The sequence below is a fragment of the Nocardia takedensis NBRC 100417 genome, assembly GCF_000308695.1.
Lineage (GTDB): Bacteria > Actinomycetota > Actinomycetes > Mycobacteriales > Mycobacteriaceae > Nocardia > Nocardia takedensis.
This window is the reverse complement of the sequence record NZ_BAGG01000123.1, coordinates 50,202-72,901: the sequence shown is the minus strand read 5'-3', so window position 1 is coordinate 72,901 and position 22,700 is coordinate 50,202. Positions and strand designations below refer to the sequence as shown.

Annotated in this window: 23 protein-coding genes, 2 tRNA genes and 1 pseudogene; 21 read left to right on the top strand and 5 right to left on the bottom strand. The window is 68.4% G+C overall.

What is annotated here, in order from left to right:
* Nucleotides 1-69: 69 nt before the first annotated feature.
* Complete coding sequence (locus ON30_RS26225; protein ID WP_040711098.1) at nucleotides 70-831, bottom strand: crotonase/enoyl-CoA hydratase family protein; 762 nt, start codon at nucleotides 829-831, stop codon at nucleotides 70-72.
* Nucleotides 832-1,009: 178 nt separating this feature from the next.
* On the opposite strand from ON30_RS26225, the gene ON30_RS26220 reads away from it, so the two are divergent.
* From ON30_RS26220 to ON30_RS26210, 3 genes are read left to right on the top strand one after another with little or no spacing between them, the layout of a single operon-like run.
* On the top strand, nucleotides 1,010-2,500 hold the full coding sequence (locus tag ON30_RS26220) for a TLP1 C-terminal extension domain-containing protein (protein ID WP_245554223.1): 1,491 nt from the start codon (nucleotides 1,010-1,012) through the stop codon (nucleotides 2,498-2,500).
* A gap of 13 nt (nucleotides 2,501-2,513) precedes the next feature.
* Complete coding sequence (locus ON30_RS26215; protein ID WP_040711093.1) at nucleotides 2,514-3,278, top strand: crotonase/enoyl-CoA hydratase family protein; 765 nt, start codon at nucleotides 2,514-2,516, stop codon at nucleotides 3,276-3,278.
* A gap of 4 nt (nucleotides 3,279-3,282) precedes the next feature.
* Nucleotides 3,283-3,915: a TetR/AcrR family transcriptional regulator gene (locus ON30_RS26210; protein WP_040711092.1), complete on the top strand. Its 633-nt coding sequence runs from the start codon at nucleotides 3,283-3,285 to the stop codon at nucleotides 3,913-3,915.
* A 3-nt stretch (nucleotides 3,916-3,918) separates the two neighbouring features.
* On the opposite strand, the gene ON30_RS26205 is transcribed toward ON30_RS26210, so the two are convergent.
* Nucleotides 3,919-4,707: an alpha/beta fold hydrolase gene (locus ON30_RS26205; RefSeq protein ID WP_040711091.1), complete on the bottom strand. Its 789-nt coding sequence runs from the start codon at nucleotides 4,705-4,707 to the stop codon at nucleotides 3,919-3,921.
* Nucleotides 4,708-4,822: 115 nt separating this feature from the next.
* Between ON30_RS26205 and ON30_RS26200 the strand changes: the two genes are divergently transcribed.
* The 4 genes from ON30_RS26200 (at nucleotide 4,823) to ON30_RS26185 (ending at nucleotide 8,017) form a co-directional block, all read left to right on the top strand.
* Nucleotides 4,823-5,677, top strand: coding sequence for an oxygenase MpaB family protein (locus ON30_RS26200; protein WP_051029999.1), 855 nt, complete (start codon nucleotides 4,823-4,825; stop codon nucleotides 5,675-5,677).
* Between the two features lie 44 nt (nucleotides 5,678-5,721).
* Nucleotides 5,722-6,339 carry a TetR/AcrR family transcriptional regulator gene (locus ON30_RS26195; protein WP_040711089.1) on the top strand — a complete coding sequence of 206 codons (618 nt, stop codon included), beginning with the start codon at nucleotides 5,722-5,724 and terminating at the stop codon, nucleotides 6,337-6,339.
* A 58-nt stretch (nucleotides 6,340-6,397) separates the two neighbouring features.
* Entirely contained in the window at nucleotides 6,398-6,745 is a 348-nt protein-coding gene (locus ON30_RS26190; protein WP_245554222.1) for a hypothetical protein, read from the top strand.
* 63 nt (nucleotides 6,746-6,808) lie between these two features.
* On the top strand, nucleotides 6,809-8,017 hold the full coding sequence (locus ON30_RS26185; protein WP_040711088.1) for an acyl-CoA dehydrogenase family protein: 1,209 nt from the start codon (nucleotides 6,809-6,811) through the stop codon (nucleotides 8,015-8,017).
* Between the two features lie 16 nt (nucleotides 8,018-8,033).
* On the opposite strand, the gene msrC is transcribed toward ON30_RS26185, so the two are convergent.
* A complete protein-coding gene (msrC, locus tag ON30_RS26180) occupies nucleotides 8,034-8,519 on the bottom strand; it encodes a free L-methionine (R)-S-oxide reductase MsrC (protein ID WP_040711087.1) in 486 nt (161 codons plus the stop codon).
* 95 nt (nucleotides 8,520-8,614) lie between these two features.
* Here msrC and ON30_RS26175 point away from each other — a divergent pair.
* The 9 genes and pseudogenes from ON30_RS26175 to ON30_RS26135 all read left to right on the top strand — a co-directional run.
* A pseudogene (locus ON30_RS26175) lies at nucleotides 8,615-9,214 on the top strand (styrene monooxygenase/indole monooxygenase family protein); the annotation flags it as partial.
* A gap of 336 nt (nucleotides 9,215-9,550) precedes the next feature.
* Entirely contained in the window at nucleotides 9,551-10,666 is a 1,116-nt protein-coding gene (sfnG, locus tag ON30_RS26170) for a dimethylsulfone monooxygenase SfnG (protein WP_040711086.1), read from the top strand.
* A complete protein-coding gene (locus tag ON30_RS26165; RefSeq protein ID WP_040711084.1) occupies nucleotides 10,666-11,946 on the top strand; it encodes an acyl-CoA dehydrogenase family protein in 1,281 nt (426 codons plus the stop codon). Before sfnG ends, ON30_RS26165 begins: the two co-directional genes overlap by 1 nt.
* Nucleotides 11,947-11,972: 26 nt before the next feature.
* Nucleotides 11,973-12,488 (top strand): NADPH-dependent FMN reductase, encoded by a 516-nt coding sequence (locus ON30_RS26160; RefSeq protein ID WP_040711081.1) that lies wholly within the window; start codon nucleotides 11,973-11,975, stop codon nucleotides 12,486-12,488.
* Nucleotides 12,481-12,978, top strand: a complete 498-nt coding sequence (locus ON30_RS26155) for a flavin reductase family protein (protein ID WP_051029998.1) — start codon at nucleotides 12,481-12,483, stop codon at nucleotides 12,976-12,978. Before ON30_RS26160 ends, ON30_RS26155 begins: the two co-directional genes overlap by 8 nt.
* Before the next feature lie 191 nt (nucleotides 12,979-13,169).
* Nucleotides 13,170-13,985, top strand: a complete 816-nt coding sequence (locus ON30_RS26150; protein ID WP_245554221.1) for a thioesterase family protein — start codon at nucleotides 13,170-13,172, stop codon at nucleotides 13,983-13,985.
* 322 nt (nucleotides 13,986-14,307) lie between these two features.
* Nucleotides 14,308-14,775 (top strand): YfbM family protein, encoded by a 468-nt coding sequence (locus ON30_RS26145; protein ID WP_040711079.1) that lies wholly within the window; start codon nucleotides 14,308-14,310, stop codon nucleotides 14,773-14,775.
* A gap of 55 nt (nucleotides 14,776-14,830) precedes the next feature.
* The gene (locus tag ON30_RS26140; protein ID WP_040711078.1) at nucleotides 14,831-15,841 is read left to right on the top strand and encodes a methyltransferase; all 1,011 of its coding nucleotides are present in this window, start codon (nucleotides 14,831-14,833) and stop codon (nucleotides 15,839-15,841) included.
* Between the two features lie 11 nt (nucleotides 15,842-15,852).
* The gene (locus tag ON30_RS26135; RefSeq protein ID WP_040711077.1) at nucleotides 15,853-16,062 is read left to right on the top strand and encodes a DUF6374 family protein; all 210 of its coding nucleotides are present in this window, start codon (nucleotides 15,853-15,855) and stop codon (nucleotides 16,060-16,062) included.
* A gap of 333 nt (nucleotides 16,063-16,395) precedes the next feature.
* Here ON30_RS26135 and ON30_RS26130 read toward each other — a convergent pair.
* A tRNA-Gly gene (locus ON30_RS26130) sits at nucleotides 16,396-16,466 on the bottom strand.
* Nucleotides 16,467-16,952: 486 nt separating this feature from the next.
* Here ON30_RS26130 and ON30_RS26125 point away from each other — a divergent pair.
* The 3 genes from ON30_RS26125 to ON30_RS42120 are packed head-to-tail and all read left to right on the top strand — an operon-like array spanning nucleotide 16,953 to nucleotide 19,983.
* Nucleotides 16,953-17,831: a GIY-YIG nuclease family protein gene (locus tag ON30_RS26125; RefSeq protein ID WP_051029997.1), complete on the top strand. Its 879-nt coding sequence runs from the start codon at nucleotides 16,953-16,955 to the stop codon at nucleotides 17,829-17,831.
* Nucleotides 17,832-17,878: 47 nt separating this feature from the next.
* Nucleotides 17,879-19,195: a DNA cytosine methyltransferase gene (locus ON30_RS26120; RefSeq protein ID WP_306307396.1), complete on the top strand. Its 1,317-nt coding sequence runs from the start codon at nucleotides 17,879-17,881 to the stop codon at nucleotides 19,193-19,195.
* Between the two features lie 5 nt (nucleotides 19,196-19,200).
* Nucleotides 19,201-19,983, top strand: a complete 783-nt coding sequence (locus tag ON30_RS42120; protein WP_157183837.1) for a very short patch repair endonuclease — start codon at nucleotides 19,201-19,203, stop codon at nucleotides 19,981-19,983.
* 54 nt (nucleotides 19,984-20,037) lie between these two features.
* On the opposite strand, the gene ON30_RS26115 is transcribed toward ON30_RS42120, so the two are convergent.
* Nucleotides 20,038-20,114 (bottom strand) — tRNA-Gly (locus tag ON30_RS26115).
* A gap of 278 nt (nucleotides 20,115-20,392) precedes the next feature.
* On the opposite strand from ON30_RS26115, the gene ON30_RS26110 reads away from it, so the two are divergent.
* Together ON30_RS26110 and istB are read left to right on the top strand one after the other, a co-directional pair.
* Nucleotides 20,393-21,736: a Mu transposase domain-containing protein gene (locus ON30_RS26110; RefSeq protein ID WP_040711076.1), complete on the top strand. Its 1,344-nt coding sequence runs from the start codon at nucleotides 20,393-20,395 to the stop codon at nucleotides 21,734-21,736.
* A complete protein-coding gene (gene istB / locus ON30_RS26105) occupies nucleotides 21,733-22,584 on the top strand; it encodes an IS21-like element helper ATPase IstB (RefSeq protein ID WP_040711075.1) in 852 nt (283 codons plus the stop codon). The genes ON30_RS26110 and istB overlap by 4 nt, the downstream gene beginning before the upstream one ends.
* The last annotated feature ends 116 nt before the right edge of the window (nucleotides 22,585-22,700 follow it).

Genomic DNA, 22,700 nt, shown 5'->3' with positions numbered 1-22,700 from the left:
TCTCGCTGATGCTAGCAGTCGGGTCGGCGAAAATGGGGGCCCACAAGGGGAATGCTGAAAATGTGACAGTCAATCCGTGGATTTCTTGTCGCGGGTCCGGGCCATCTGCAGGATCAACGGGAGTTGGGTCGCCCGTTCGGTGGCCAGCGTGCGCCGCGGGGAGGAATGCCAGGACTTGTCGAACAGTCGCTTCGCGGCGGCCACGGCCTGCGCCGGACGGGTCGCGATCCGGTCGGCCAGTTCTTCGGCGGCGGCCACCGGGTCGTCGCTGACCTCGGTGATCAGTCCGATGCGCGCGGCGTGCTCGGCGTCGACGATGTCGGCGGTCATGGTCAGCAGCAGCGCACGGTCGACGCCGAGGAGTTGGGACAGGGTGACCGCGCCGGACATGTCGGGCACCAGTCCGTAGCGGGTCTCCATGACCGAGAACTTGCTGTCGGGGTGGGCGATCCGGATGTCGGCGGCGAGCGCGATCTGCAGACCGCCGCCGAAGCAGTTGCCGTGCACGGCGGCGATCACCGGGACGCGCAACCGCCGCCAGGCCCAGCACGCTTCCTGGAAGGTGTTGGTGCCCCGCCACGGCAGCGGCACGAAATTGCGGACGATCGCGAGCGGGTCGCGGGTGGCCTTCGCGATGTCGAGGCCGCTGCTGAAGCTGGGGCCGTTGCCGGCGAGGATGACCGCGCGCACGTCGTCGCGGCGGCCGATGGCGCGCGCCGCGGCGACGAGTTCGCCCAGCATCTCGAAGGTGAGGCCGTTGTGTTTGTCGGGCCGGTCGAGGGTGACGTAGGCGCGGTCGGCGTCGAATCGCAACGCGATGGTGGAACCCATGCCCGGATGTTACCCAGCGGTCAGTTTTTCCGCCGGAGTCGTTGCCCGCGCGCGTGGGCTCTGCTGTAATCGAGAACAAGTTACCGTCACGATTGACGGTAACCGCGATGAGAACCGGGTCGACGTGACCGCGCGACAGCGATCGAGAGTGAGTGCGAAACCTATGCTGCCAGCCGGAATGGATCCCCGGACACCCGTGATCGTGGGAGCGGGACAGATCACCCACCGCGGCGACGAACCGGGCCTGCCCGGGCCCATCGCCCTGTCCGCCGAGGCGCTGCGGCGCGCGGGCCAGGACAGCGGCGTCGGCGACCGACTGCTGCGCGCGGCCGACCTGGTCGCCGCCGTCGCCCCCGTCAGCAAGCCCTACACCGATCTGGGCGCGCTGGTCGCGGCCGACCTCGGCGCGAGCCCCAAGCGCACCATCCAGTCGGTGCGCTTCGGCGGTGACGCGCCGCAGCGACTGCTCAACGTCGTCGCCCAGGCCATCGCCGACGGACAGTCGGACGTGGCGCTGCTGACCGGCGCGGAAGCCGTCTACTCCGGCAATGTCGCGGGGCGGCGCGGGCTCACCGTCGACTGGCCCGACCAGTCCGAGCACGACCTGCCGACCCAGGTCATCGGCTCCGACCGCGGCCCCAACTCCGAGATGGAGAGCGCCGCCGGACTGTGGGGTCCGGTCTACTTCTACGCGCTGATGGAGACGGCGTTGCGGGCGCGTCTGGGTCTGAGCGAGGACGAGCACCGCGCGCGGATCGGCGGACTGTGGTCGCGGCTGTCGGAGATCGCGGCGCGCAATCCGCACGCCTGGATGCCCGTCGCGCACACGGCCGAGGATCTGGTGTTGCCGTCGGCGGGCAACCGGTTGGTCTCCACCCCGTATCCGAAACTGCTGATCGCGAACCTGTCGGTGGACCAAGGCGCGGGCCTGATCCTGTGCAGCGCGGCCGCCGCCGACGCCGCCGGGGTGCCGCGCGAGCGCTGGGTGTTCCCGCACGGCGGGGCCACCGCCACCGATGAATGGCATGTCACCGAACGCGCCGACATGGCCGCCTCGCCCGCGATCGCCGCGGCGGGCGCGTCCGCGCTGGCCGACGCGGGCATCGGCATCGACGACGTCGCCCACATCGATCTCTATTCCTGCTTCCCGATCGCGGTGCAGGTCGCGGCCGAGGCGCTGGGCCTGCCGATCGACGACCCGGCCCGCCCGATCTCGCTGACCGGCGGACTCACCTTCGGCGGCGGCCCCGGCAACAACTACGCGCTGCACTCCGTGGCGACCGCCGTCGGACTGTTGCGTGCACACCCCGACAGCTACGGCCTGACCACCGCGCTGGGCTGGTACATCACCAAACACGGTGTGGGCGTGTACTCCGCGCGTCCGCCGCGGCGGTTGTTCCGCGCCGTGGAAGCCGAACCGAGGCCCGCGCGCCGCGAACCCGCCCCCGACTACACCGGACCGGCCACCGTCGAGTCCTACACCGTCGCCTACCGCAAGGGCCGCGACGGCGACGAACCGGAGGCCGTCGTGATCAGCCTCCTGAATCCGCGAGGGGCGCGCACACTGGTGCGTGCCGGCGATGCCGACACCATCGCCGCCTTCGTCGACGGCGACCCGCTCGGCGCGCCCGCCGAGATCACCGCCGTCGACTCGCTCACCCTGCTCTGAGGAGAGGACTGTCATGACCGAACCTGTTCTGGTGGAACAGCGCGGGGCGATCACCGTGCTGACGGTGAACCGCCCCGAAGCCCGCAACGCCGTCGACCTGGCCACGGCCAAGGCCATCGAGGCCGCGGTCGACGCCTTCGAGGCCGACGACGCGGCGCGCGTGCTCGTCCTCACGGGCGCGGGCGGAACGTTCAGCGCCGGAATGGATCTCGTCGCCGCCTCGCGGGGTGAGATGCCGATGACCGAACGTCGCGGCCCGCTGGGACTGACCGCGAAGCCGCCGCTGAAGCCGACCATCGCCGCCGTGGAGGGTTTCGCGCTGGCGGGCGGTTTCGAGCTGGCCCTGGCCGGTGATCTCATCGTCGCGGCGAACAACGCGCAGTTCGGCATTCCCGAGGTCAAGCGCGGACTGGTCGCGGTCGGCGGCGGTGTGCTGCGGCTGACCCAGCGCCTGCCGCGCTCGATCGCCGCCGAACTCGCGCTCACCGGCGGACGGATCAGCGCGGACCGGTTGTATCAGCTCGGCTTGGTCAACCGGGTCACCGAACCCGGTGGGGCACTGGAGGTCGCGTTGGAGTTGGCCGCCGAGATCGTCGCCGCCGCGCCGCTGGCGGTGGCCGCGAGCAAGCGCATCATCGACGAGTCCCCGGACTGGACGACGGCCGAGGCGTTCGCGAAGCAGGGCGAGATCGCGCTGCCCGCGCTGGTGTCCAAGGATGCCGCCGAGGGCGCGTTGGCCTTCGCGCAGAAACGCGAACCCCAGTGGCAGGGGCGCTGATTCGATGACCGAGCGCGTCCGGGAGACGCAGGAGCAACGGCGGACGCGGATGCGCGCGCGGATCCTGGACGCGACGGTCGCGAGTCTGGTCGAGGTCGGGTATTCGGGGACGACCACCCTGGCGGTGCAGCACCGCGCCGGGGTGCCCCGCGGCACCTTGCAACATCACTTCCCGACCAGGCCCGCGCTGCTCGCCGGCGCGGTCGAGTATGTCGCCCAGCAGCGATTCGACCAGCTGACAAGGGAATTCGCCGCCATTCCCGAGGACGTCGACCGGCTGGAGAGCGCGGTCGAGCTGACCATGCGGATGCTAGCGGGCCCGACCTTCCTCGCCGCGCTGGAGATGTGGGTCGGCGCGCGCACCGACCCGGAACTGCTGGCGGCGTTCCTGCCGCTGGAACGTCGCCTGTTCGACCTCATGCACACCGGCATCCGCGCGGCCTTCCGCACCGAATTCCCGGATGACCCTCGGGTTCCCACGATCACCGAGTTCACCATCGAGGTGATGACCGGTCAGGCGATGCGGGTGCTGCTCACCGGCGACCTCGACCGCAACCGGCTGATGACCCGCCGGTGGACCAACGCGGTGCGCATCCTGCTGGGCACCGCCGACCCGTCGACGTTGACCGACGGCTGAGGTTCAGTCGCGCGCCGTCTCCAGCAGGACCTGCGCGCAGGCTTCGGGGTCGTCGTAGAACGGGGTGTGCCCGCTGCCGCGCAGGGTGACGTGCCGCGCCTCGGGCAGTGCCGTGCGGGCGCGGCGACTCTGCGTGGAGTAGGTGAGCAGGACGTCGCGGTCACCCCAGGCGATGGTGACGGGGATGTCGGTGAGCGCCGCGCGGGATTCGTCCAGGCGCGCGGTGTCGAAAGAGGCCAGCGCGTCGGTGAAGGCGGGGGCCTGGGCCGCGCCGTTGGCGGTGTCGAGGGCGACCTGCGGGTCGACGGCCCACGGCTTGGCGAACACCAGATACAGGAAAGCCGTTCGGCCCGCGGCGGTTTCGAGCACCTTCGGGATGAGCGGGCGCAGCGGGCCGACCAGGCTGCGCGCGCCGCCGAGCGAGCGCTGGCACCAGATGCGGCCGGGGGTGTCCCAGAAGCCGATGGGGGAGTACGCGGTGACCGAGCGGGCCAGTCCGCGCGCGCCGAGGTTGAGCGTGATGAGTCCGCCCATCGAATTGCCCGCCAGGTGCGGACGTTCGATGCCCTGCTCGGCGAGGAAGTCCGCGAGCGCTTCGGTGAGCGTGCCGACGGTGGTGGGCGGGGTGTGCGCCGGGGAGGCGCCGAAGCCTGGGAGGTCGACGGCGATGACCTCGAATTCGCGCGCGAGGGTGTCGATGATCGGTTCCCAGACCTGCCAGCGGCTGCCGATCCCGTGCACCAGGACCAGCGGTTCTCCTCGGCCGACCCGGTGGTGGTTCAACGTCGTCATTGGCATCCTGACTCTCGGGGCGTGCCTACCGTAGCAGCGCGTTCCGGCCACTCCCATTGCAGAGCGACAAAGAGTAACTTATTGTCGCTCTATCTCTATCGAGAGTGAGGGTGCGATGACGACGACCTTGGCCGACACGGAAACCGAACCGGTGACGCTCGGCCCGGACAGCCTGCTGTGGAAGTACTTCGGCGACTGGCGGACCATGCTCATGGCGCCCGCCGCGGGCATCATGCAACTCATGCTGCCCGGACTCGGCGCGGGCGTCACCCAGCACTCGGACTTCTTCAACGAGCCCTGGGAACGGATCTTCCGGTCCATCCCGCAGATCGCGGGCACCGTCTACGACGGCCCCGAAGCCGTCGCCACCGCCGCGGCCGTGCGCGACTACCACCGCGACATCAAAGGCATCGACGCCGACGGCAACCGATACCACGCCCTGGACCCCGAGGTCTACTACTGGGCGCACGCCACCTTCATCTGGGCCGCGATGATGATGGCCGACATCTTCGACCACCGCCTCAGCGACGCCGAGAAACAGCGCATGTACGACGAGAGCAAGCAGTGGTATCGGCTCTACGGCGTCAGCGAACGGCCGATGCCCGAGGACTGGTACGCCTTCCGCGCCTACTTCGACCGCATGTGCGCCCAGCGCCTCGTCGTCACCGAATCCGCGGAATGGGTGGTGCGCCAACTGGATCGGCCCGCCGAGATGCGACTGCCCTACGTTCCCGAGGTGGTGTGGAAACTGTTCGGCACCGCGTTCATGCACCAGTACCGCCTCATCGCGGCGGGCACCATGCCGCCGGTGATCCGCGAACGCCTCGGCCTGCCGTGGGGTCCGTGGGAACGCAGGCAGTTCAAACTGCGCGTCGCGGTGGTCCGCCGCGTGTGGCCGCTGCTGCCCGAGCGGGTGCGCTACCAGCCGCGCGCGCTGGCCGGGATCGCGCGCGAACGGGCCGCGGGCTGATGCGAGCCGGACCCGGCGCGGGTCCGGCATGGCAGCATGGACAGATGGCCGGATTGCCCTCGCTCACCGCCCTTCTCGAACGACCCAGTGCCGCCGCCGATCCGATCACCGAACGGATCCTCGACGCCGCGCTCGCCGAGTTCACCGACTTCGGGCTGCGGCGGGCCTCCGTCGACGACATCCGGCGGCGGGCCGGGGTCAACCGCGCCACCGTCTACCGGCGCTTCGGCTCCAAGAACGAACTGGTCGAAGCCACCTTCCAGCGGTGGCTGCTCGGCCTGCTCGCCGAAACCGCCGCCGCCGTCGCCGACCGGCCCACCGTGCGGGAACGGCTGGTCGAGGGCTTCGTGCGCGCGGTGCTCATCGTGCGCACCGACGCGCTCGTCGCCCGCCTGCTGACCAGCGAACCGGAGACCTTCGTCCCCTACCTGACCACCGCGGGCTCCCCCATCCTGCGCGCCTCCCGCGAATTCCTCGCCGACAAGTGCCGGGAACTGCAAGCCCGCGGCCAGGCCGCCGACGTCGACGCCGACGCGGCCGCCGAGATCGCGTTGCGCCTGGCGCAATCGGTGGTCCTCACCCCCGACAGCTACTTCGGCCTCGACGACGAGACCGCGCTGCGCGCTTTCGCCGAACGCTACGTCGGACCGCTCGCGGGCTGACCCCTGTCCCGCGCGGCCCGCATACGGCATCATCGTTGCCGCGCCCCTTCGGTGGCGTGTGTCACGAGAGAAAGAGGACGAACAGGTGCGGATCCTGCTGATCACCGCGGCGGTCGCGGCCCTGCCTTTGCTGGCGGGCTGCGGAAGCGACGACCCCGAACCGGTGACCGCCGCCGACATCTCACAGTCGTTGCAGGACAGGGGATTGCGCGACAAAGAACTCGCCGACTGCGCGGCGAAGGTGTACTACGACGAGGGGATCTCCCAGGACGGGTTGCGCACGCTGATCGCCAGCGACAGCGGCCAATTGCAATCCGACCCGCAGAACCTCGGCATGAGCGCGCAGGACGCCGACCGCGCGCGCACCGCGACCAGCAAGATCGTCACCGCCTGCGTCGGAAAATAGAGCATTGCGATCCCGCTGCGCGCAAACCGTGAAGCGAGCGGGCTCGGCGGTCATCGTGGGGTCATGACTTCCCTCGCGGCGACAACCACACCGGATGCGGAACTGGACGACACCTTCGGGCCGATCTTCGAACGGATCGCGTCCGGGGCGGTCGAGCGCGAGATCGACAGAAGACTCGCGCACGAGGAGATCGGATGGCTGCGCGCGGCCCGCTTCGGCGCGCTGCGCGTCCCCGTCGAATTCGGCGGTCACGGCGCGAGCGTGCGCCAACTGTTCCGGCTGCTCATCGACCTCGCCGCCGCCGAGTCCAACCTCCCGCAGGCGCTGCGCGTGCACTTCTCCTTCGTCGAGGACCAACTCCTCGCCGAACCCGGCCCCACTCGCGAACGGTGGCTGCGCCGACTCGCCGAAGGCGTCCTGATCGGCAACGCCATCACCGAACCCGGCGTCGGCGCGGTCGACCGGTACCGCACGGCCCTCACCCGCGACGGCGACCGGCAGGTCCTCAACGGCGTCAAGTTCTACAGCACCGGTTCGCTCTACGCCGACCACATCCTCGTCGCGGCCGACCGTGACGGCGAACGTGTCGGCATCCTGGTCGACGCGAACGCCGAAGGTGTTCGGCAACACGACGACTGGACCGGATTCGGCCAGCGCCTCACCGCCAGCGGCACCACCGAATTCACCGACGTCACCGTCACCGAGGAACAGATCCTCGGGCCCGGCTACGGCGTCGCGGGCCCCACCTACGCCACCGCCTACCTGCAACTGGTGCAACTCGCGGTACTCGCCGGCATCGCCCGACGCGCCGAATCCGACGTCCGCGACTGGGTCGCCGTCCGCACCCGCGGCTACACCCACTCCGCCGCCGACCTCCCGCGCCGAGACCCGTTGGTGCAGCAGGTGATCGGCCGCCTCTCCGCCGCCGCCTACTCCGCCCGCGCCACCGTCCTCGCGGTCGCCGAGGAGCTGGACGACGTCCTCGCCGCAGGCGCGAAAGACGAAAAAGCGCTCGTGGCGGTCGAACTCAGTTCCGCGCGCGCCCAACTCGCCGTCATCGAAACGGTCCTGCCCGCCACCACCCACCTGTTCGAGGTCGGCGGAGCCTCCATCGTCGCCGAAGAACTGCGCCTTGACCGCCACTGGCGCAACGCCCGCACCATCTCCGTCCACAACCCCGCCATCCAGAAAGCCCGCGCCATCGGCGACCACCTGCTCAACGGCGCCGATCTCCCGTTCGGCTGGAGCGCGGGCGAACGCACCCCCGAGTAACCGCCTTCGGACGGGGTCAGGGCAGGGACTCCAGGTAGATCTCGGCGAGAGATTCGAGGCCCGTGCGGTCGGTGTCGTCGAAGCGGTGGGGGAGGGGGCTGTCGAGGTCGAGGACGCCGACGAGGTGGTCGTCGTGGATCAGCGGGACGACGATCTCGGAGCGGGAGTCGGCGTCGCAGGCGATGTGGTCGGGGAAGGCGTGGACGTCGGGGACGACCTGGGTGACGCGGGTGCGGGCGGCCGCGCCGCAGACGCCGCGGTCCAGGGCGATGCGCACGCACGCCGGTTTGCCTTGGAACGGGCCGACGACGAGTTCCGTGCCGTCGTAGAAGTAGAAGCCCGCCCAATTCAGGTCGGGGAGGGTGTGGAAGAGCAGGGACGCGAGGTTGGCGGCGTTCGCGACGCGGTCGGTTTCGCCGGCGAGCAGGGCGCGCGCCTGGGCGCCCAGTTCGCGGTACTGCCGCACCCGGTCGCCGGACAATTCGGTGACGGTGAAGGACATGCGTGCATCGTAGGGGTGACCCCCGTCGCGGGACCATCGGTTCCCGCTGATCGCAATACTGCACAGCCCCCGGGTCGCACCCGCACCATGCGACTATGACATCGCAGAATTCCGTTTCACGTTCCACGCGTTCGGCCGCGATCGTCGGCGCAGGCCAGACCGGCGTCACCGCGGCCATCGGACTACTGGCGGCGGGTTTCACCGTCACCATCTACAGCGACCGCGACCAGAGATCTCTCAGAGACGATGTGCCCGCGACCGGGACGGCACTCGAATTCGGCGTCACCCAGCAGGCCGAAATCGCCCTCGGACTCGACCCTTTCACCGCTCGCGCCCCGCGGCACACCGGATTGAGCGTGCGGATCGCCGGACCGGACAATGCCGAATTGATCGGTTTCGACGGCACTTTCGACGGTTACGTGGGTGTCGCCGTCGACACCAGGCTCAAGGCCGATGAACGGCTCACCGCTTTCCGCGAGCGCGGCGGCGAATTCGTCGTCGGCCCGGTGACTCTCGAACTCCTCGACACGATCGCCGCCGAGCACGACCTGACGCTCGTGGCGACCGGTCGCGGCGGACTGTCGGACCTGTTCCCCGTCGACGACGCCCGCACCGTGTACGACGCGCCGCAGCGGTCGCTGCTGACCGTCACCGTCAAGGGGCTCGGTTTCGGTCCGGAGGTCTTCGCGCACCGCAGCGCGCCGACCACAACATCGCCGGGGTCCTGGGCGAACCGGCCGCCGACGTGCTCGCGCGGTTCCAGCCGGCGGGCCGGTTCGCCCGGTCCGAGTACGCCGGCGAGCTGACCCGCACCTCGGCGGGATAGCGCGCAGGCCCTCGGTCGATGAGCCGACCGGTTCGTGGCAACCGGCCGATCCGGCCGTCACGACAGGTGGGCCTGCCGCCGTCCCGTTCACAGACGCACAGAACACGCCGGGATCGGATCGCGCGGATTCAAAACCTCCTGCCGATCCGGTCCCGGTGCTGAAGTGGAGTGCAGCCCCGGCAGCATTCCGGACCCTGGAGTTGATATGACAACCGAGCAGATCGCCGAGCAGATCCGTTTCGCCTACTGGGTGCCCAATGTCAGCGGCGGGCTGGTCACCAGCGAGATCGAACAGCGCACGAGCTGGGATTTCGAGTACAACAAGAAACTGGCGCAGACCGCCGAACGCAACGGTTTCGACTACGCGCTGTCCCAGGTCCGCTACACCGCCTCCTACGGCGCGGAGTTCCAGCACGAATCGACCTCGTTCAGTCTCGCGCTGCTCGGCGCGACCGAACGGTTGAAGGTCATCGCCGCGATCCATCCCGGTCTGTGGCATCCCGCGGTGCTGGCCAAATTCGGCGCGACCGCCGACCACCTGTCCAACGGGCGATTCGCCATCAACGTGGTCTCCGGGTGGTTCGCCGGCGAATTCCAGGCGCTGGGGGAACCGTGGCTCGAACACGACGAGCGCTACCGCCGCAGCGCCGAATTCCTCGAGGTCATCCGCAAGATCTGGACCGAGGACAACGTCGACTACGGCGGCGATTTCTACCGCATCCGCGATTTCACGTTGAAGCCGAAACCGTTGAACACCCCCGAACGGCCCAATCCCGAGCTGTTCCAGGGCGGCAACTCCTCGGCCGCGCGCCGCAACGGCGGCCGCCACGCCGACTGGTACTTCTCCAACGGCAAGGATTTCGACGGCGTCACCGAACAGCTCGACGACCTGCGCGAAGTCGCCCGCGCCCACGACCGCGAGGTCAAATTCGGGCTCAACGGCTTCATCATCGCCCGCGACACCGAACGCGAAGCGCGCGACACCTTGCGCGAGATCATCGAGAAGGCCAACAAGCCCGCGGTGGAAGGCTTCCGCGACGCCGTGCAGCAGGCGGGCGCCTCGACCGGGGATCGCAAAGGCATGTGGGCCGATTCCACCTTCGAGGATCTCGTCCAATACAACGACGGATTCCGCACCCAGTTGATCGGCACTCCGGAGCAGATCGCCGAACGCATCGTCGCCTACAAACAGCTCGGCGTCGATCTGATCCTCGGCGGATTCCTGCACTTCCAGGAGGAGATCGAATACTTCGGGGCGAAGGTGCTTCCCCTGGTCCGGGAACTCGAGGCCGCCAGAGCGCCCGCCGCGGCGGTGTCGTGATGACCGCGGTCGCCGCCGACCGCGTCGAGTCGGCCGCCCACGCCTTGGGCCTCGCGCACGAACTCGCGGCCGAGTTCGCGGAGGGCGCGGCCGACCGCGACCGCGACCGGATCCTGCCGCACCACGAGGTGGACCGCTTGGCGGCCAGCGGCCTGCTCGCGATCACCGTCCCCGCCGCGCACGGCGGGGCGGACCTGCCGCCGTCGCTGGTCGCCGAAGTGGCTTGGGTCCTCGCCGCCGCCGATCCGAACATCGCCCAGATCCCGCACAGCCATTTCGTCTACCTGAACCTGCTGCGGCTCGCGGGGACCGAGGAACAGCGCGCCCGCTGGTTCGGGCAGGTTCTCGACGGCGCGCGGATCGCCAACGCGCAGTCCGAGCGCGGCGGCGCGACCGTCACCGACATCGCCACCACCGTGCGGCCCGACGGCTCCGGCTTCCTTCTGCAAGGAGCCAAGTACTACTGCACGGGCTCGCTGTTCGCGCAGATCCTGGCCGTCCTGACCCGCCTCGACGACCCGGACGGCACGTCCGGACTGGACGCGGGCGAATACGTCCTGTTCCTGCCGGCCGATGCGCCCGGTGTGCGGATCGTGGATGATTGGGACGGTATGGGACAGCGCACCACCGGCAGCGGAACGGTCACCTTCGACAGCGTCTCGGTCGACCGGGATCAGCTGATCCCGCGTGCCGCCGCCGTGAACGCCCCCACCGGTTACGGCGCCTACGCCCAACTCCTGCACGCCGCGATCGACACCGGCATCGCCCGCGGCGCGCTCACCGCCGCCGTGGATTTCGTCCGGCACTCCAGTCGGCCGTGGTTCGAGGCGGGCGTGGACCGCGCGATCGACGACCCCCTGGTGATCCAGCGCTTCGGCGAACTGTCGGTGCAGGTCACGGCGGCCGACGCGGCGCTGGTCGTGGCGGGGGCCGCCGTCGACGCGGCGGTGCAGGCCACGAACCCGCCGCCAGATCCGCGCGACATCGACTCGACGGGAGTCGCGTCCGCGGCTCTCGCGGACACCGGCGAGGACCCGGGTGCGGCGGCCTCGGTCGCGGTCGCGGCCGCGAAAGTACTGGCGGATCGGGCCGCCAACGAGGTGTCGTCCGCGCTGTTCGAGGTCGGCGGGACGCGCAGCGCCGCGAACGCGACCAACCTGCACCACTTCTGGCGCAACGCGCGCACCCACACGTTGCACGATCCGGTCCGCTGGAAGTACCAGCACATCGGCCGGGCACTGCTGCACGGCGAAGCACCGCCGCGCCACGGAGTGTTCTGAGCCGTCTGCAGAGTTAGGAGACGAACATGACGGTGACGGTCGTCGTCGGAAACCCGAAACCCGCATCCCGCACCCTCACCGCGGCCACGCTGGTCGCGCAGGGGTTGCGGCCCGACGCCACCCCCGAAGTGGTCGACTTGGTCACGCTGGGTCCGGGACTGCTCGGCTGGGGTGACCCGGCCGTCGGCGAGGCGGCGCGCAAGGTCGCCGAATCCGAACTCGTCGTCTTCGCCAGCCCCACCTTCAAAGCCACCTACACCGGACTGCTCAAACTGTTCCTCGAACAGTTCGACGGCGGCACCGGACTCGCGGGCGTGCTCGCCGTTCCGCTCATGCTCGGCGCGGGCCCCGCCCACGCGCTCGCCCCGGACCTGCTGCTCAAGCCGGTCCTGGTGGAGATCGGCGCGACCGCCGCCCTGCCCGGGCTCTACCTGTCCGACCGCACCTTCCTCGAAGACGGCGCGATCGACAACTACACCGAACGCTGGCGACCCGTCGTCGCCGCGTTGACCACCACCGAGAAGGCGGCGAATCATGCATGACCTGTTCGAGTTCCCCGCCGACGGCGACGGCCTACGCCGCGCCTTCGCCAACTTCCCCAGCGGCGTCGTCGCCGTCTGCGCCGAAGTCGAAGGCACCCCGCACGGACTCGCGGTCAGCACCTTCGTCCCGGTCTCCCTCGACCCGCCGCTGGTGTCGTTCTGCGTGCAGAACTCCTCGTCCACCTGGCCGCGCCTCGAGGCCGCCGACAAACTCGGCCTGAGCTTGCTCGGCACCGACCAGCAGGCCGCCGCCCGCGCCCTCGGCGCCCGCAACGGCGACCGCTTCCGCGACTCCGAACTGCACCGCGGCACCGGCGACGCCGTCTTCATCGACGGCGCCTCCGCCTGGATCGAAGGCGTGGTCGAAGCGCAGGTGCCCGCGGGCGACCACACCGTCGTCATCCTGCGCATCGAACGGTTGGCGACCCGCGCCGACATCGAACCGCTGGTGTTCCACGGCAGCCGATTCCGTCGCCTGCACGCGAGTTGATCGGGGCGTTCCGTGTGGATGCGGGTCGCTCCGCATGGTCGCCGAACGGCCTGCGTCTCCGGGCGTGGCACAGGCTGGTCGTCGTCGCGGTGAAGGCCAACCCGCCTCGTTAGCGGAACGGGCTTTCGCGGGTCCGGTGCGACGCCATCGAACTCCGGGCGCGGCGGCGTCTGTGTGTTCCAATCGTTCGCGTGAGCGAACAACCGATGGTGGTGAGCGGATTCTTCGCCCGGCGCGCGGACGGATTCCACGCGCAGGGCTATGGCATCAGCCAGTGGAGCGCCGAGCAGGTCAACGGGCCCGCCGTGTGCGGGCTGCTGGCACGCGAACTGGAAACCCACTGCCCGGCCGAGGGTTTCACGCCCGCGCGGCTCACCGTCGACCTGTTCCGGCCGGTGCTGACCGAACCGATCACCGTCCGAAGCGAACTCGTCCGCGTCGGCCGCCGCGTACTGGTCGCCGACGCGGCGATCGTCCAACGCGACGAGGTCAGGGCGCGCGCGTCCGCCTCCTTCCTCGCCGTCGCGGACCCGCCGTCCGGCGAACTGTGGCAGCCCACCGAATCCCTACCCGTCCCCGCCGAACGATACGACGCCCCGGAAGGCTCGTACCCGCTGCTGAAAGTCGGCGACGGCGACTGGACCCACGACTTGTCCGCCGCGCGCAGTCCCGAGCGCAAAACCCTGTGGCAGAACCTCATTCCCGTGGTCGAAGGCGAACCCATCACCCCGTTCCAGCGCGCCGCCGCCGTGGGCGACTCCACCAACTTCATCTGCCACTGGACCGCCGAAGGCAACTCCTACATCAACACCGACCTCACCCTGACCCTCGCCCGCCTCCCCCTCGGCCCCGAACTCGGCCTGCGCGCCCGCGACCAGGTCACCGCGCACGGCGTCGCCGTCGGCACCGCCACCCTCTACGACCGCACCGGGCCGCTCGGAACCTGCGTGGTCACCTCGGTCGCCAACGCGCACAACGTCGTCCACACGCCCGGTACCGCTCGCTGACAGTCACCGCAGCGGGACCTGTTCGGCGGCTGCCACCTGTCCCGCGCGGGCTCTGTCGGGTGAGCGTCTGCCGGTCACCGTCCTGTGCGGGCTCCGCTGGGGTGAGCGCCCGCCGGTCTTTCGTCCCGCGCGTTGTTCGCTCGGTCAGCGCCTGTCGGCCCCCTTCTGTGCAAGCTCTGCGCGGTGAGTGCCTGTCGTCGTCGCCGGAAAGATCGGTGGGCGGGGTCGATGTGCACCGTCCAGATCCGCCGCGAGAACTTGTCGGTGGGCTCGGTTAGTGTCGTCGCGTTCGGATGGCGAATGTGGAAGGTGCGGAACGGGTATGGGGATCGTCGCAACGTTCACCCGGGTGACCGAAGCGGAACTCGAGAAGATCGCCGCCGACCCGGGCGCGATGGCGGATCTGCTCGGCGACCGAGGATACGACGAGAAACCCAACGGCTACCTCGACAAAGCGTGGGCTGGCCTTGCCTACCTGTTCGAGCGGGCCTGCCTCGGCGTCGAACTCTGCTACGACGGCGACCTGCTCTGCGAAGAACCCGCCCTCTTCGGTTGGTCCCCCGACACCGTCCGCTACACCGCCGACCGACTATCCCACACCCCCTTCACCGCCCTGGCCTGCTACTTCGACGCCGAAGACATGGATGCCACCGAGGTCTACCCACCCGTCTGGGTCCGCGACGGCGAAGAACTCGGCCTCGAATACCTCGGCGGCCACTACACCGCCCTCGTCCACTTCTTCACCCACGCCGCGAAATCCAACTCCGCCGCCATCTTCTCCCTCGGATGAGGGCGTTCGTCTCGATTCGGACAGGGGAATTCGCGCTTCGCGAGCGGTCGACCCCGTGAACGACGTCGACTCGCTCCGCCGGATGGCGGGATTGGCCACCCCGATGGCACTGCGGGTGGCCGTGACGCTAAGCCTGCCCGACCGGCTCTGCGACACAGGCGCTTCCGCCGCCGATCTGGCCGCCGAATCGTCGGTAAATCCGATCGCGCTCGAACTGCTGCTGGACCATCTCGTGACGCTCGGCGTCCTCGAATGCATCGCCGCCGCGTACCGCACCACGCCGTTCGGTGCGCACCTGTGCGCCGACGCGGGCAACGGGCTGGCGGATCTGCTGCATATGGGCGCCGCCGGCGGCCGCGCCGAACTGGCTTTCGCCGAACTGGCCCACAGCGTCACCACCGGCCGCGCCGCTTACCCGCAACGCTACGGCCAGGACTTCTGGGCGGACCTCGCCGCGAATCCACACCTGCGCGACACCTTCGACCGCCAGATGGCCCACCGCCTCCGCGACCAAATCCCCGTGATGGTGTCCGCCGTCGACTGGTCCCGCTTCACGACAATCGTCGACGTCGGCGGCGGCCGGGGTGACCTCCTAGCCGCGATCCTCCAGGCCCACCCCCGCATCCACGGTCACCTGCTCGACCTCGACCCCACGGCCACCGAAGCCCGACACACTTTCGAATCCCACGGTCTCACCCATCGCACCCAGGTCACCGCGGCCAGCTTCTTCGACCCCCTCCCACCGGCCGCCGACGCCTACCTCTTGGTCGACATCCTCCACGACTGGGACGACGCCCACGCGCACCGAATCCTGACCCGCTGCGCCGAAGCCGCCGCCCCGCACACCCGCATCCTGATCATCGAACCGATCGGCGACCTCCGCGCTTCCACTGAATTCAACCTCGCCATGCTCGCGATCTTCGGCGGCCGCGAACGCCGCGTGGACGAGTTCCGCGCCCTCGCGGCTCGCCACGGCCTGACCCTGGACACGGTCACCGACCTCACCGACCAGCGCGCCCTCCTCGAATTCCGCGTCCGAATAGAACGCTTGTTCGATTCGGAGTAGGGTCTGCGTCCATGCCGACCCCCGACCACCCGGACACCCCCGAAGCCCAGCTCGCCGCCGTCCGCCGCACCCTCCTCGACGCCGCCGCCTTCGGCAAAACCCTCCCACCCACCACCCTCGAACACCTCGCCGCGCGCCTGGCCGACGCCCAACGCCGCTACGCAACCCGAACTCCACCCCGCCCGCACTGCGCCACCCCGTCCCGTCTACACCGCACGTAGCCGCGTCGTGGTCCGCAGGTTCTGGCCTGACTCCGCCGCCTTGTTCGAGCGGTAACCCACTGACCTCGGCGTGCGGGCGGTCCGCGAACAAAGACAGGCGCGCGGCGAAGCCGCGGTGCGATCGGGTCGCGAGCCCTGGCTGTCCGGGCCGGCTGTGCCTCGCCCATCCGCGAGCTGGGTACCTGGGGGGAGACTTCCGGTCCGTAGGCAGTCCGTCGCGCGATTCGCCCTGCATCTTCAGGTGGTATCCGAGGTCGGGGCTCGGAGTGAACTCGAACCGGTAGTCCAGACCAAACGACGAAAGCCCCTGCATCGCAGAGGCTTTCGATGGGGAGCCGATGACGGGAATCGAACCCGCGCTGTCTGCTTGGGAAGCAGAAGTTCTACCATTGAACTACATCGGCCTGCGCGTGAGCGCGACCGCCAGCCTAGCAGACCAGGCACTAGACGGGGCAAGTCCGCTGGCTCGGAGCGAGCCGAGTCGTGAAATCGGCTCAGCACTACTCTTGCTCGAAATATCTCAGACGTTGGCTATGCCCTCCGTGTGCTGGTGAGTATGAGGGCTTTGGTACGCCAGCTCGACGTAGTGCCCCAAATCGGTCCGACGCGACTTGGTACTCGGGCACCCATATTGTTCGGGCGGGGTTCGCGCGGGACGTGAACGGGCGGCAACCGCTCCGGCACCGAACCTTCGGAGTCCCGGGGTGAGTCGCTGGGGAGCAGCCTGTTGACAGCCAGGTCCTCTCCAGGTGCTGGACCCGAACGGACGAGGTCTGCGCGGATCGAGCTGCGCCGCTCTTCGGGCTCCGCGCCACGGTTGTGTTGATCTACGAGGGGGCGCTCGGCGGAGTGGACGGTCTAATGTTCGACGCGTGCGATACGTTGGCGGAGTGGAGGATCGACTGAGTCTTGGGCCGAATGATAGCGAGGGCCGGGCGAGCGCGGAGTTCAAGCTGAGCATCACGCGAGCGCTGGGAGACCAGCTGGGCGAGGGATTGCGACGACTCGCGCCCGCGCCGCTCACGGCCGAGTATCTCAAGAACGAGATCCAGCCGCGCCCTGGTGTCTATCAGTTGTACGTCGACGGCGAGTTTGTGTACGTCGGAAAGGCGTCGAAGAACTTGCGAAATCGCCTGGAGGGGCACCGCAGGAAGCTCTCGGGAAGACTGAAGATCAGCCTCAGGCAAGTGGGCTTCGTCTGTTTGTACGTGGATGAGGACATGGATGCTGCGGCACCGGAGAAACTCCTCATCAAGCGCTACCGGGCGAACGGTGAGGCACCCTGGAACACGATGGGTTTCGGGAATAAGGATCCGGGACGAAACCGGGATAAAACGCTGGTGAAGGCGAAGCACTTCGACGCTCGATATCCGATCAACACCGAACTGGTTGTTAGTGGCCTGGCTCCAGGCGAGCAGAATTTGGGGCCGGTGCTCGTGGCGGCGAAGGGGGCGCTTCCATATACCTTTCGTTTCATGACAACGCCGGGGACCAAGGCGCCACACGAGCTGCTGCGAGGTGTTCCGGTCACTGTTCCAGACATCAACATGAGTACTGCCGAGTTTCTGCGATTCGTGCTCGAGTCCCTTTCTGGCGACTGGCAAGCCACGGCGCTCCCGGGGTACGTGATCCTATACCCGGGATTTGAGGACCTCGCCAGCGCGACTCGGTACTGGCGGACGGAGAACGGCACGGTGAGGTCCTACGAGGGGCAGGGGCGCCTGGACGAGAAGGGGGAGGTGACCGAGCGGGACGAGGAGGACGACTGATCGGTCACGGCGGGTTGACCGGGACTCGCAGTTCGTACGTGCGTTCGATGGCTCTCCGCGGTATGGTTCCGGCCATGCCTAAGGACCGAGTCACCAAGAAGTCCCAGCGTACGAGTGTCGAGCTCTTCGCCGGTGGCGGAGGTCTCGCGATGGCGGTCGAACGCGCGGGCTTCCGCCCCCTCCTGTTCAACGAGTTCGCGAAGCGGGCCTGTGAGACCCTCGCGACTAACGTGGCGACTCCTGTTGAGGAGGGGGCCTTGCCCGCTATCCCGGTGGTTGGCGAGCGGCCCCCGCTGGTGGTGGGCGACGTTCGAAAGGTCGATTTCGAGTACCTCCGCGACATGGTCGACGTTCTGGCCGGCGGTCCGCCATGCCAGCCGTTCTCGCTCGGTGGCGTTGCCAAGGGCGACGAGGACGACCGCAACGGCTTTCCGCATATGTTCCGAGCCATTCGGGAGATGCGTCCGAAGGCGGTCATCTGCGAGAACGTACGAGGGCTGCTTCGCCCATCGTTCATGCCATATTTCGATTACATCAAGCGCGAGCTGTCGTTGCCGTTCGAGGAGCGGGCTGAGGGCTCGCGATGGCAGGATCACGACGAGATACTGCGACACATGAACGAGTCAGCTTATATCGCCGCCGATGAGCGGTATGAAGTGGCGCACTTTCCGGTCAACGCGGCCGACTATGGCGTTCCACAGATTCGTAACCGCGTGATCCTGATCGCGTTTCGTCGCGACGTCGGCGTCGACATGCGGCGGTTCGAAGAGCTTGTGCAACCGACCCATTCGGCCGAAAGCTTGTATCAGGATATGACAAGTGGCGTTTATTGGGAGCGACACCCGAAGGTATCCAAGGCGGTGCGAAATCGAGTGATGGCCCGGATTCCGACTTCGCCGGACATGATGTTGACTGACAGCGGCGAACGGCTCGCGCCGTGGCGAACGCTACGAGACGCGTTGCGAGGGGTGGACGGTCAGAAGCCGCTTCCCGATATCCCGCCGGACAAGCTCGATCGCAAGGAACATCTACTCGGTGGGTTCACCGACCACATCGGGTGGCCGGACGCTCGTGTGTACGCCGGCCACACCCCGAACGAACTCGATAGACCAGCTAAGACCGTGAAGGCTGGCGTGCATGGCGTTCCTGGTGGCGAGTCGGTGATGTTGCTTGACGATGGCACTCACCGGTACATGTCTGTGCGGGAGACCGCTCGGGTGATGACCTTCCCTGACGATTGGCGACTCGCGGGGCCTCGGGGCGAGAAGATGCGACAACTCGGAAACGCCGTTCCCGTCCTACTGGGCAAGGTCTTCGCGGAGGGGGTTGCCACGGTGTTGGCAGAGGCGGAGACGGCGAGTTAGTTGCTGTGACCAGCGTCAACCCTGGAAAGTGGAATGACAAGCCCCCGGCTGATAGGGCCTGGAGATGTCCACCTGATCTTGGTCGGGCCGCGCGTTCGGCGGAACAAGACCGCGCAGCTGGCGGTCGCGCCAATCGTCTGGTTGGCCTAGAAGGTGGCAACGTTTCCTTGGCGTCTGTCGAATTGAAGGTGTACGCCAAGACTCGTCGGATCCGCGCCTACGTTCGGTGGTCTGATGGTGGGAGATATCCGACGAGATATGTCGGAGAGGTCAACGGTCGAACACGTCGTCAGAATTTGGCCCGAGGGTGGCGAGAGGTGATCGATCGGGAGTTGCTGCCCCCACCTGCTACGCCGGTGCGGTCATGGGCGAGTTCGCCTGCGGTCCGGTCGGTGATGCGGGGGAACCGGAGCCGTGACACTCGACCGGAGCTCGCGCTGCGCGCGGCTATCCGCGCGCATGGGCTGGGGTACCGGGTGGACGCGCGGCCGCTGCCCGAGTCGCGAAGACGGGCGGATATTGTCTTCGTCGGACCGAAAGTCGCGGTCTTCTGTGACGGCTGCTACTGGCACGGGTGCCCCGAGCATTTTCGTCCTGCGCGTCGCAACAGCGAGTTCTGGGAAGAGAAGATCGCGGGGAACAGGGCCAGGGACCTTGAAACCGACCGCCTACTCACCGACGCGGGATGGGATGTTATCCGGATCTGGGAGCACGAGGATCCCGAGCTGGCGGCGCGTCGAATTGCCGAAGTGGTTTCGACTCGGCGTCCGAAGCGCCCACGGTCGTAGAACCTTTATGGTTCGGTCGAGTCCACAGGGATACCGTGTGGATAGGTTGATTGTGGCCCACGGCGGTATGGGGAATCGCACCCGCGCTGTCTGCTTGGGAAGCAGAAGTTCTGCCATTGAACTACATAGGCACGCGCTGACGCACCACTGCCACCATAGCGGGGCTTGGTCAGTTTCAGCGGCGGAAACTTTGGTTCACCGCAATCGTCTCCCTCGGGAGATGCGGGTTCTTGGTGGATGTCGGCGTTCGACTGGCCGTACTGACGGCGCTCACTGATTTTCCTCACTGACGCTCACCGAAATTCCCCATTTGTCCCGTGTGGCTCCGCCGTGAAGGGCGGGCCTCTTCCGATGCTGGTGGTTACCACACCTGACCAGCGCTTTCAGTTCGGAGGAGGCCCGCTTTTCCATGTTGACACGTGAGGAAGATGTGGAAATCAGTGCCCTACGCGCTCGAGGCTGGACGATCTCGCAGATCGCCCGTCACACCGGTCGTGACCGTAAGACGATTCGAGCTTATCTGGCCGGGGAACGCACCCCCGGCGTCCGCAAACGGCACCTGCCGGACCCGTTCGACCCGTTCGTCGAGTACGTGACCGCTCGCCTGGCCGAGGACCCGCACCTGTGGGCACAGACGCTGATGGACGAGCTGGAACCCCTCGGGTTCCCGCTGTCGTATCAGTCGCTGACCCGCAACATCCGCGCCCGCGGACTACGGCCGGTCTGTCAAGCCTGCCGGACCGCGACCGAACGCCCCAACGCCGTCATCCCGCACGAACCCGGTGGTGAAACCCAGTGGGACTGGGTCGAACTGCCGAACCCGCCCGCGGATTGGGGGTGGGGGTCGAAGGCGTATCTGCTCGTCGGATCGCTCGCGCATTCCGGGCGTTGGCGCGGCTATCTCGCCCCGTCGACCGATCAACCACACGTGATCGAAGGGCTCGATCGTGTCGCCCGCGCGCTGGGCGGAGTGACCGGGGCGTGGCGGTTCGACCGCATGTCCACGGTCTGCTATCCCTCCAGCGGGCAGATCACCGCGTCGTTCGCCGCGGTCGCCATGTACTACGGCGTGGCGGCGGCGATCTGCCCACCCCGGCGCGGGAACCGCAAGGGCGTGGTCGAGAAAGCCAATCACACCGCCGCGCAACGCTGGTGGCGCACACTGGCTGACGACCTGACAGTCGAGCAAGCCCAAGCCTCGCTCGACAAGTTCTGCACGCTGCGCGGGGATACCCGGCTCCGTCCGACCGCCGACGGCCGCGCGACGGTCGCGACCGTGGCGGCGCGGGAATCGTTGCGGCCCATGCCCGCCGAGCCCTATCCGGCGATCCTCGCCGAACCGCGGGTCGCTTCTCGGCAGGCGATGATCTCCTGGCGCGGCAACCGCTACTCAGTGCCACCGGAGCTGGCGTCGGCGAGGGTGGTCGTCACGCAACCGTTGCGCGGCAACCACATCGACATCGCCACCACCGCCGGGATCGTGATAGCCCGCCACGAACGCGCCGCCGACGGGCTCGGCGCGACCGTCCGCGACCACGGTCACGTCGTCGCGTTGGACACCGCCGCGATGGCCGCGGCCAACACCGGCCGCCCGCACCGCCGCAAGGAACGCATCCCACCCGGCGAGGCCGCCCGAGCCGCCGCGGCCGCGCTCCGCGCCGCAGACCCCACCACCACCGACGCCGCCTCCGGCGCGACGGTCACCGATCTGGCCGCCTACGAGCGCGCCGCCACCGCGAGGAGCCGCAGATGAGCACCCCTACCCCGAAGAAGACCGCCCGCCGCGTCACCAAGGCCGTCGGCGCCGACGAGACCGCGACCCGCTACCAGCAACTCCGCTCGCATCTGGCGACACTGAAACTCCACGCCGCCGCCGAAGCGCTGCCCTCGGTGCTCGAAGACGCCACCGCGCAGAACCTCTCGGCAACCGCGACATTGGAGAAACTACTGCGGATCGAGGTCGCCGACACCGAAACCCGCCGTCTCACCGGCCGACTGCGGTTCGCGAACCTACCGACACCGGCGTCGTTGGAGAACTTCGACGTCGACGCCGCCTCCGGCATCGACCGGCCCCTGCTCGACGAACTCGACACCTGCCGCTACCTCGAAACCGCCACCAACGTCCTGCTCATCGGCACGCCCGGCACAGGCAAGACACACCTGGCGACCGGACTCGCACGCGCCGCCGCGCACGCCGGCTACCGCACCTACTTCACCACCGCCGCCGACCTCGCCGCCCGCTGCCACCGAGCCGCGATCGAGGGACGCTGGGCCACTACCATGCGCTTCTACGCCGGCCCCGCGCTACTGGTGATCGACGAACTGGGCTACCTCCCCCTACCGGCCGAGGCCGCTTCAGCGCTGTTCCAGGTTGTGTCGCAACGTTATCTGAAAACCTCGACCGTGATCACCACCAACCGCGGCGTCGGCTCCTGGGGCGAGATCCTCGGCGACAACACCGTCGCCGCCGCACTACTCGACAGACTCCTACACCGATCCATGGTCATCAACCTCGACGGCGACTCCTACCGACTACGCGACCACCACGCCACCGCCGACAACCTCCGCCGAGCCACGACCGGCAACCGCGAACCCCTATAATCAACACGCTCACGGGTGGGGAATTTCGATGAGCCCGGCCGAGGAACTTCGGCGAGCGCAGTCAGTACCGAAGGGATGGGGCGGTAGGTAGATGCGTTCGCAGTAGGGGCTCGGAC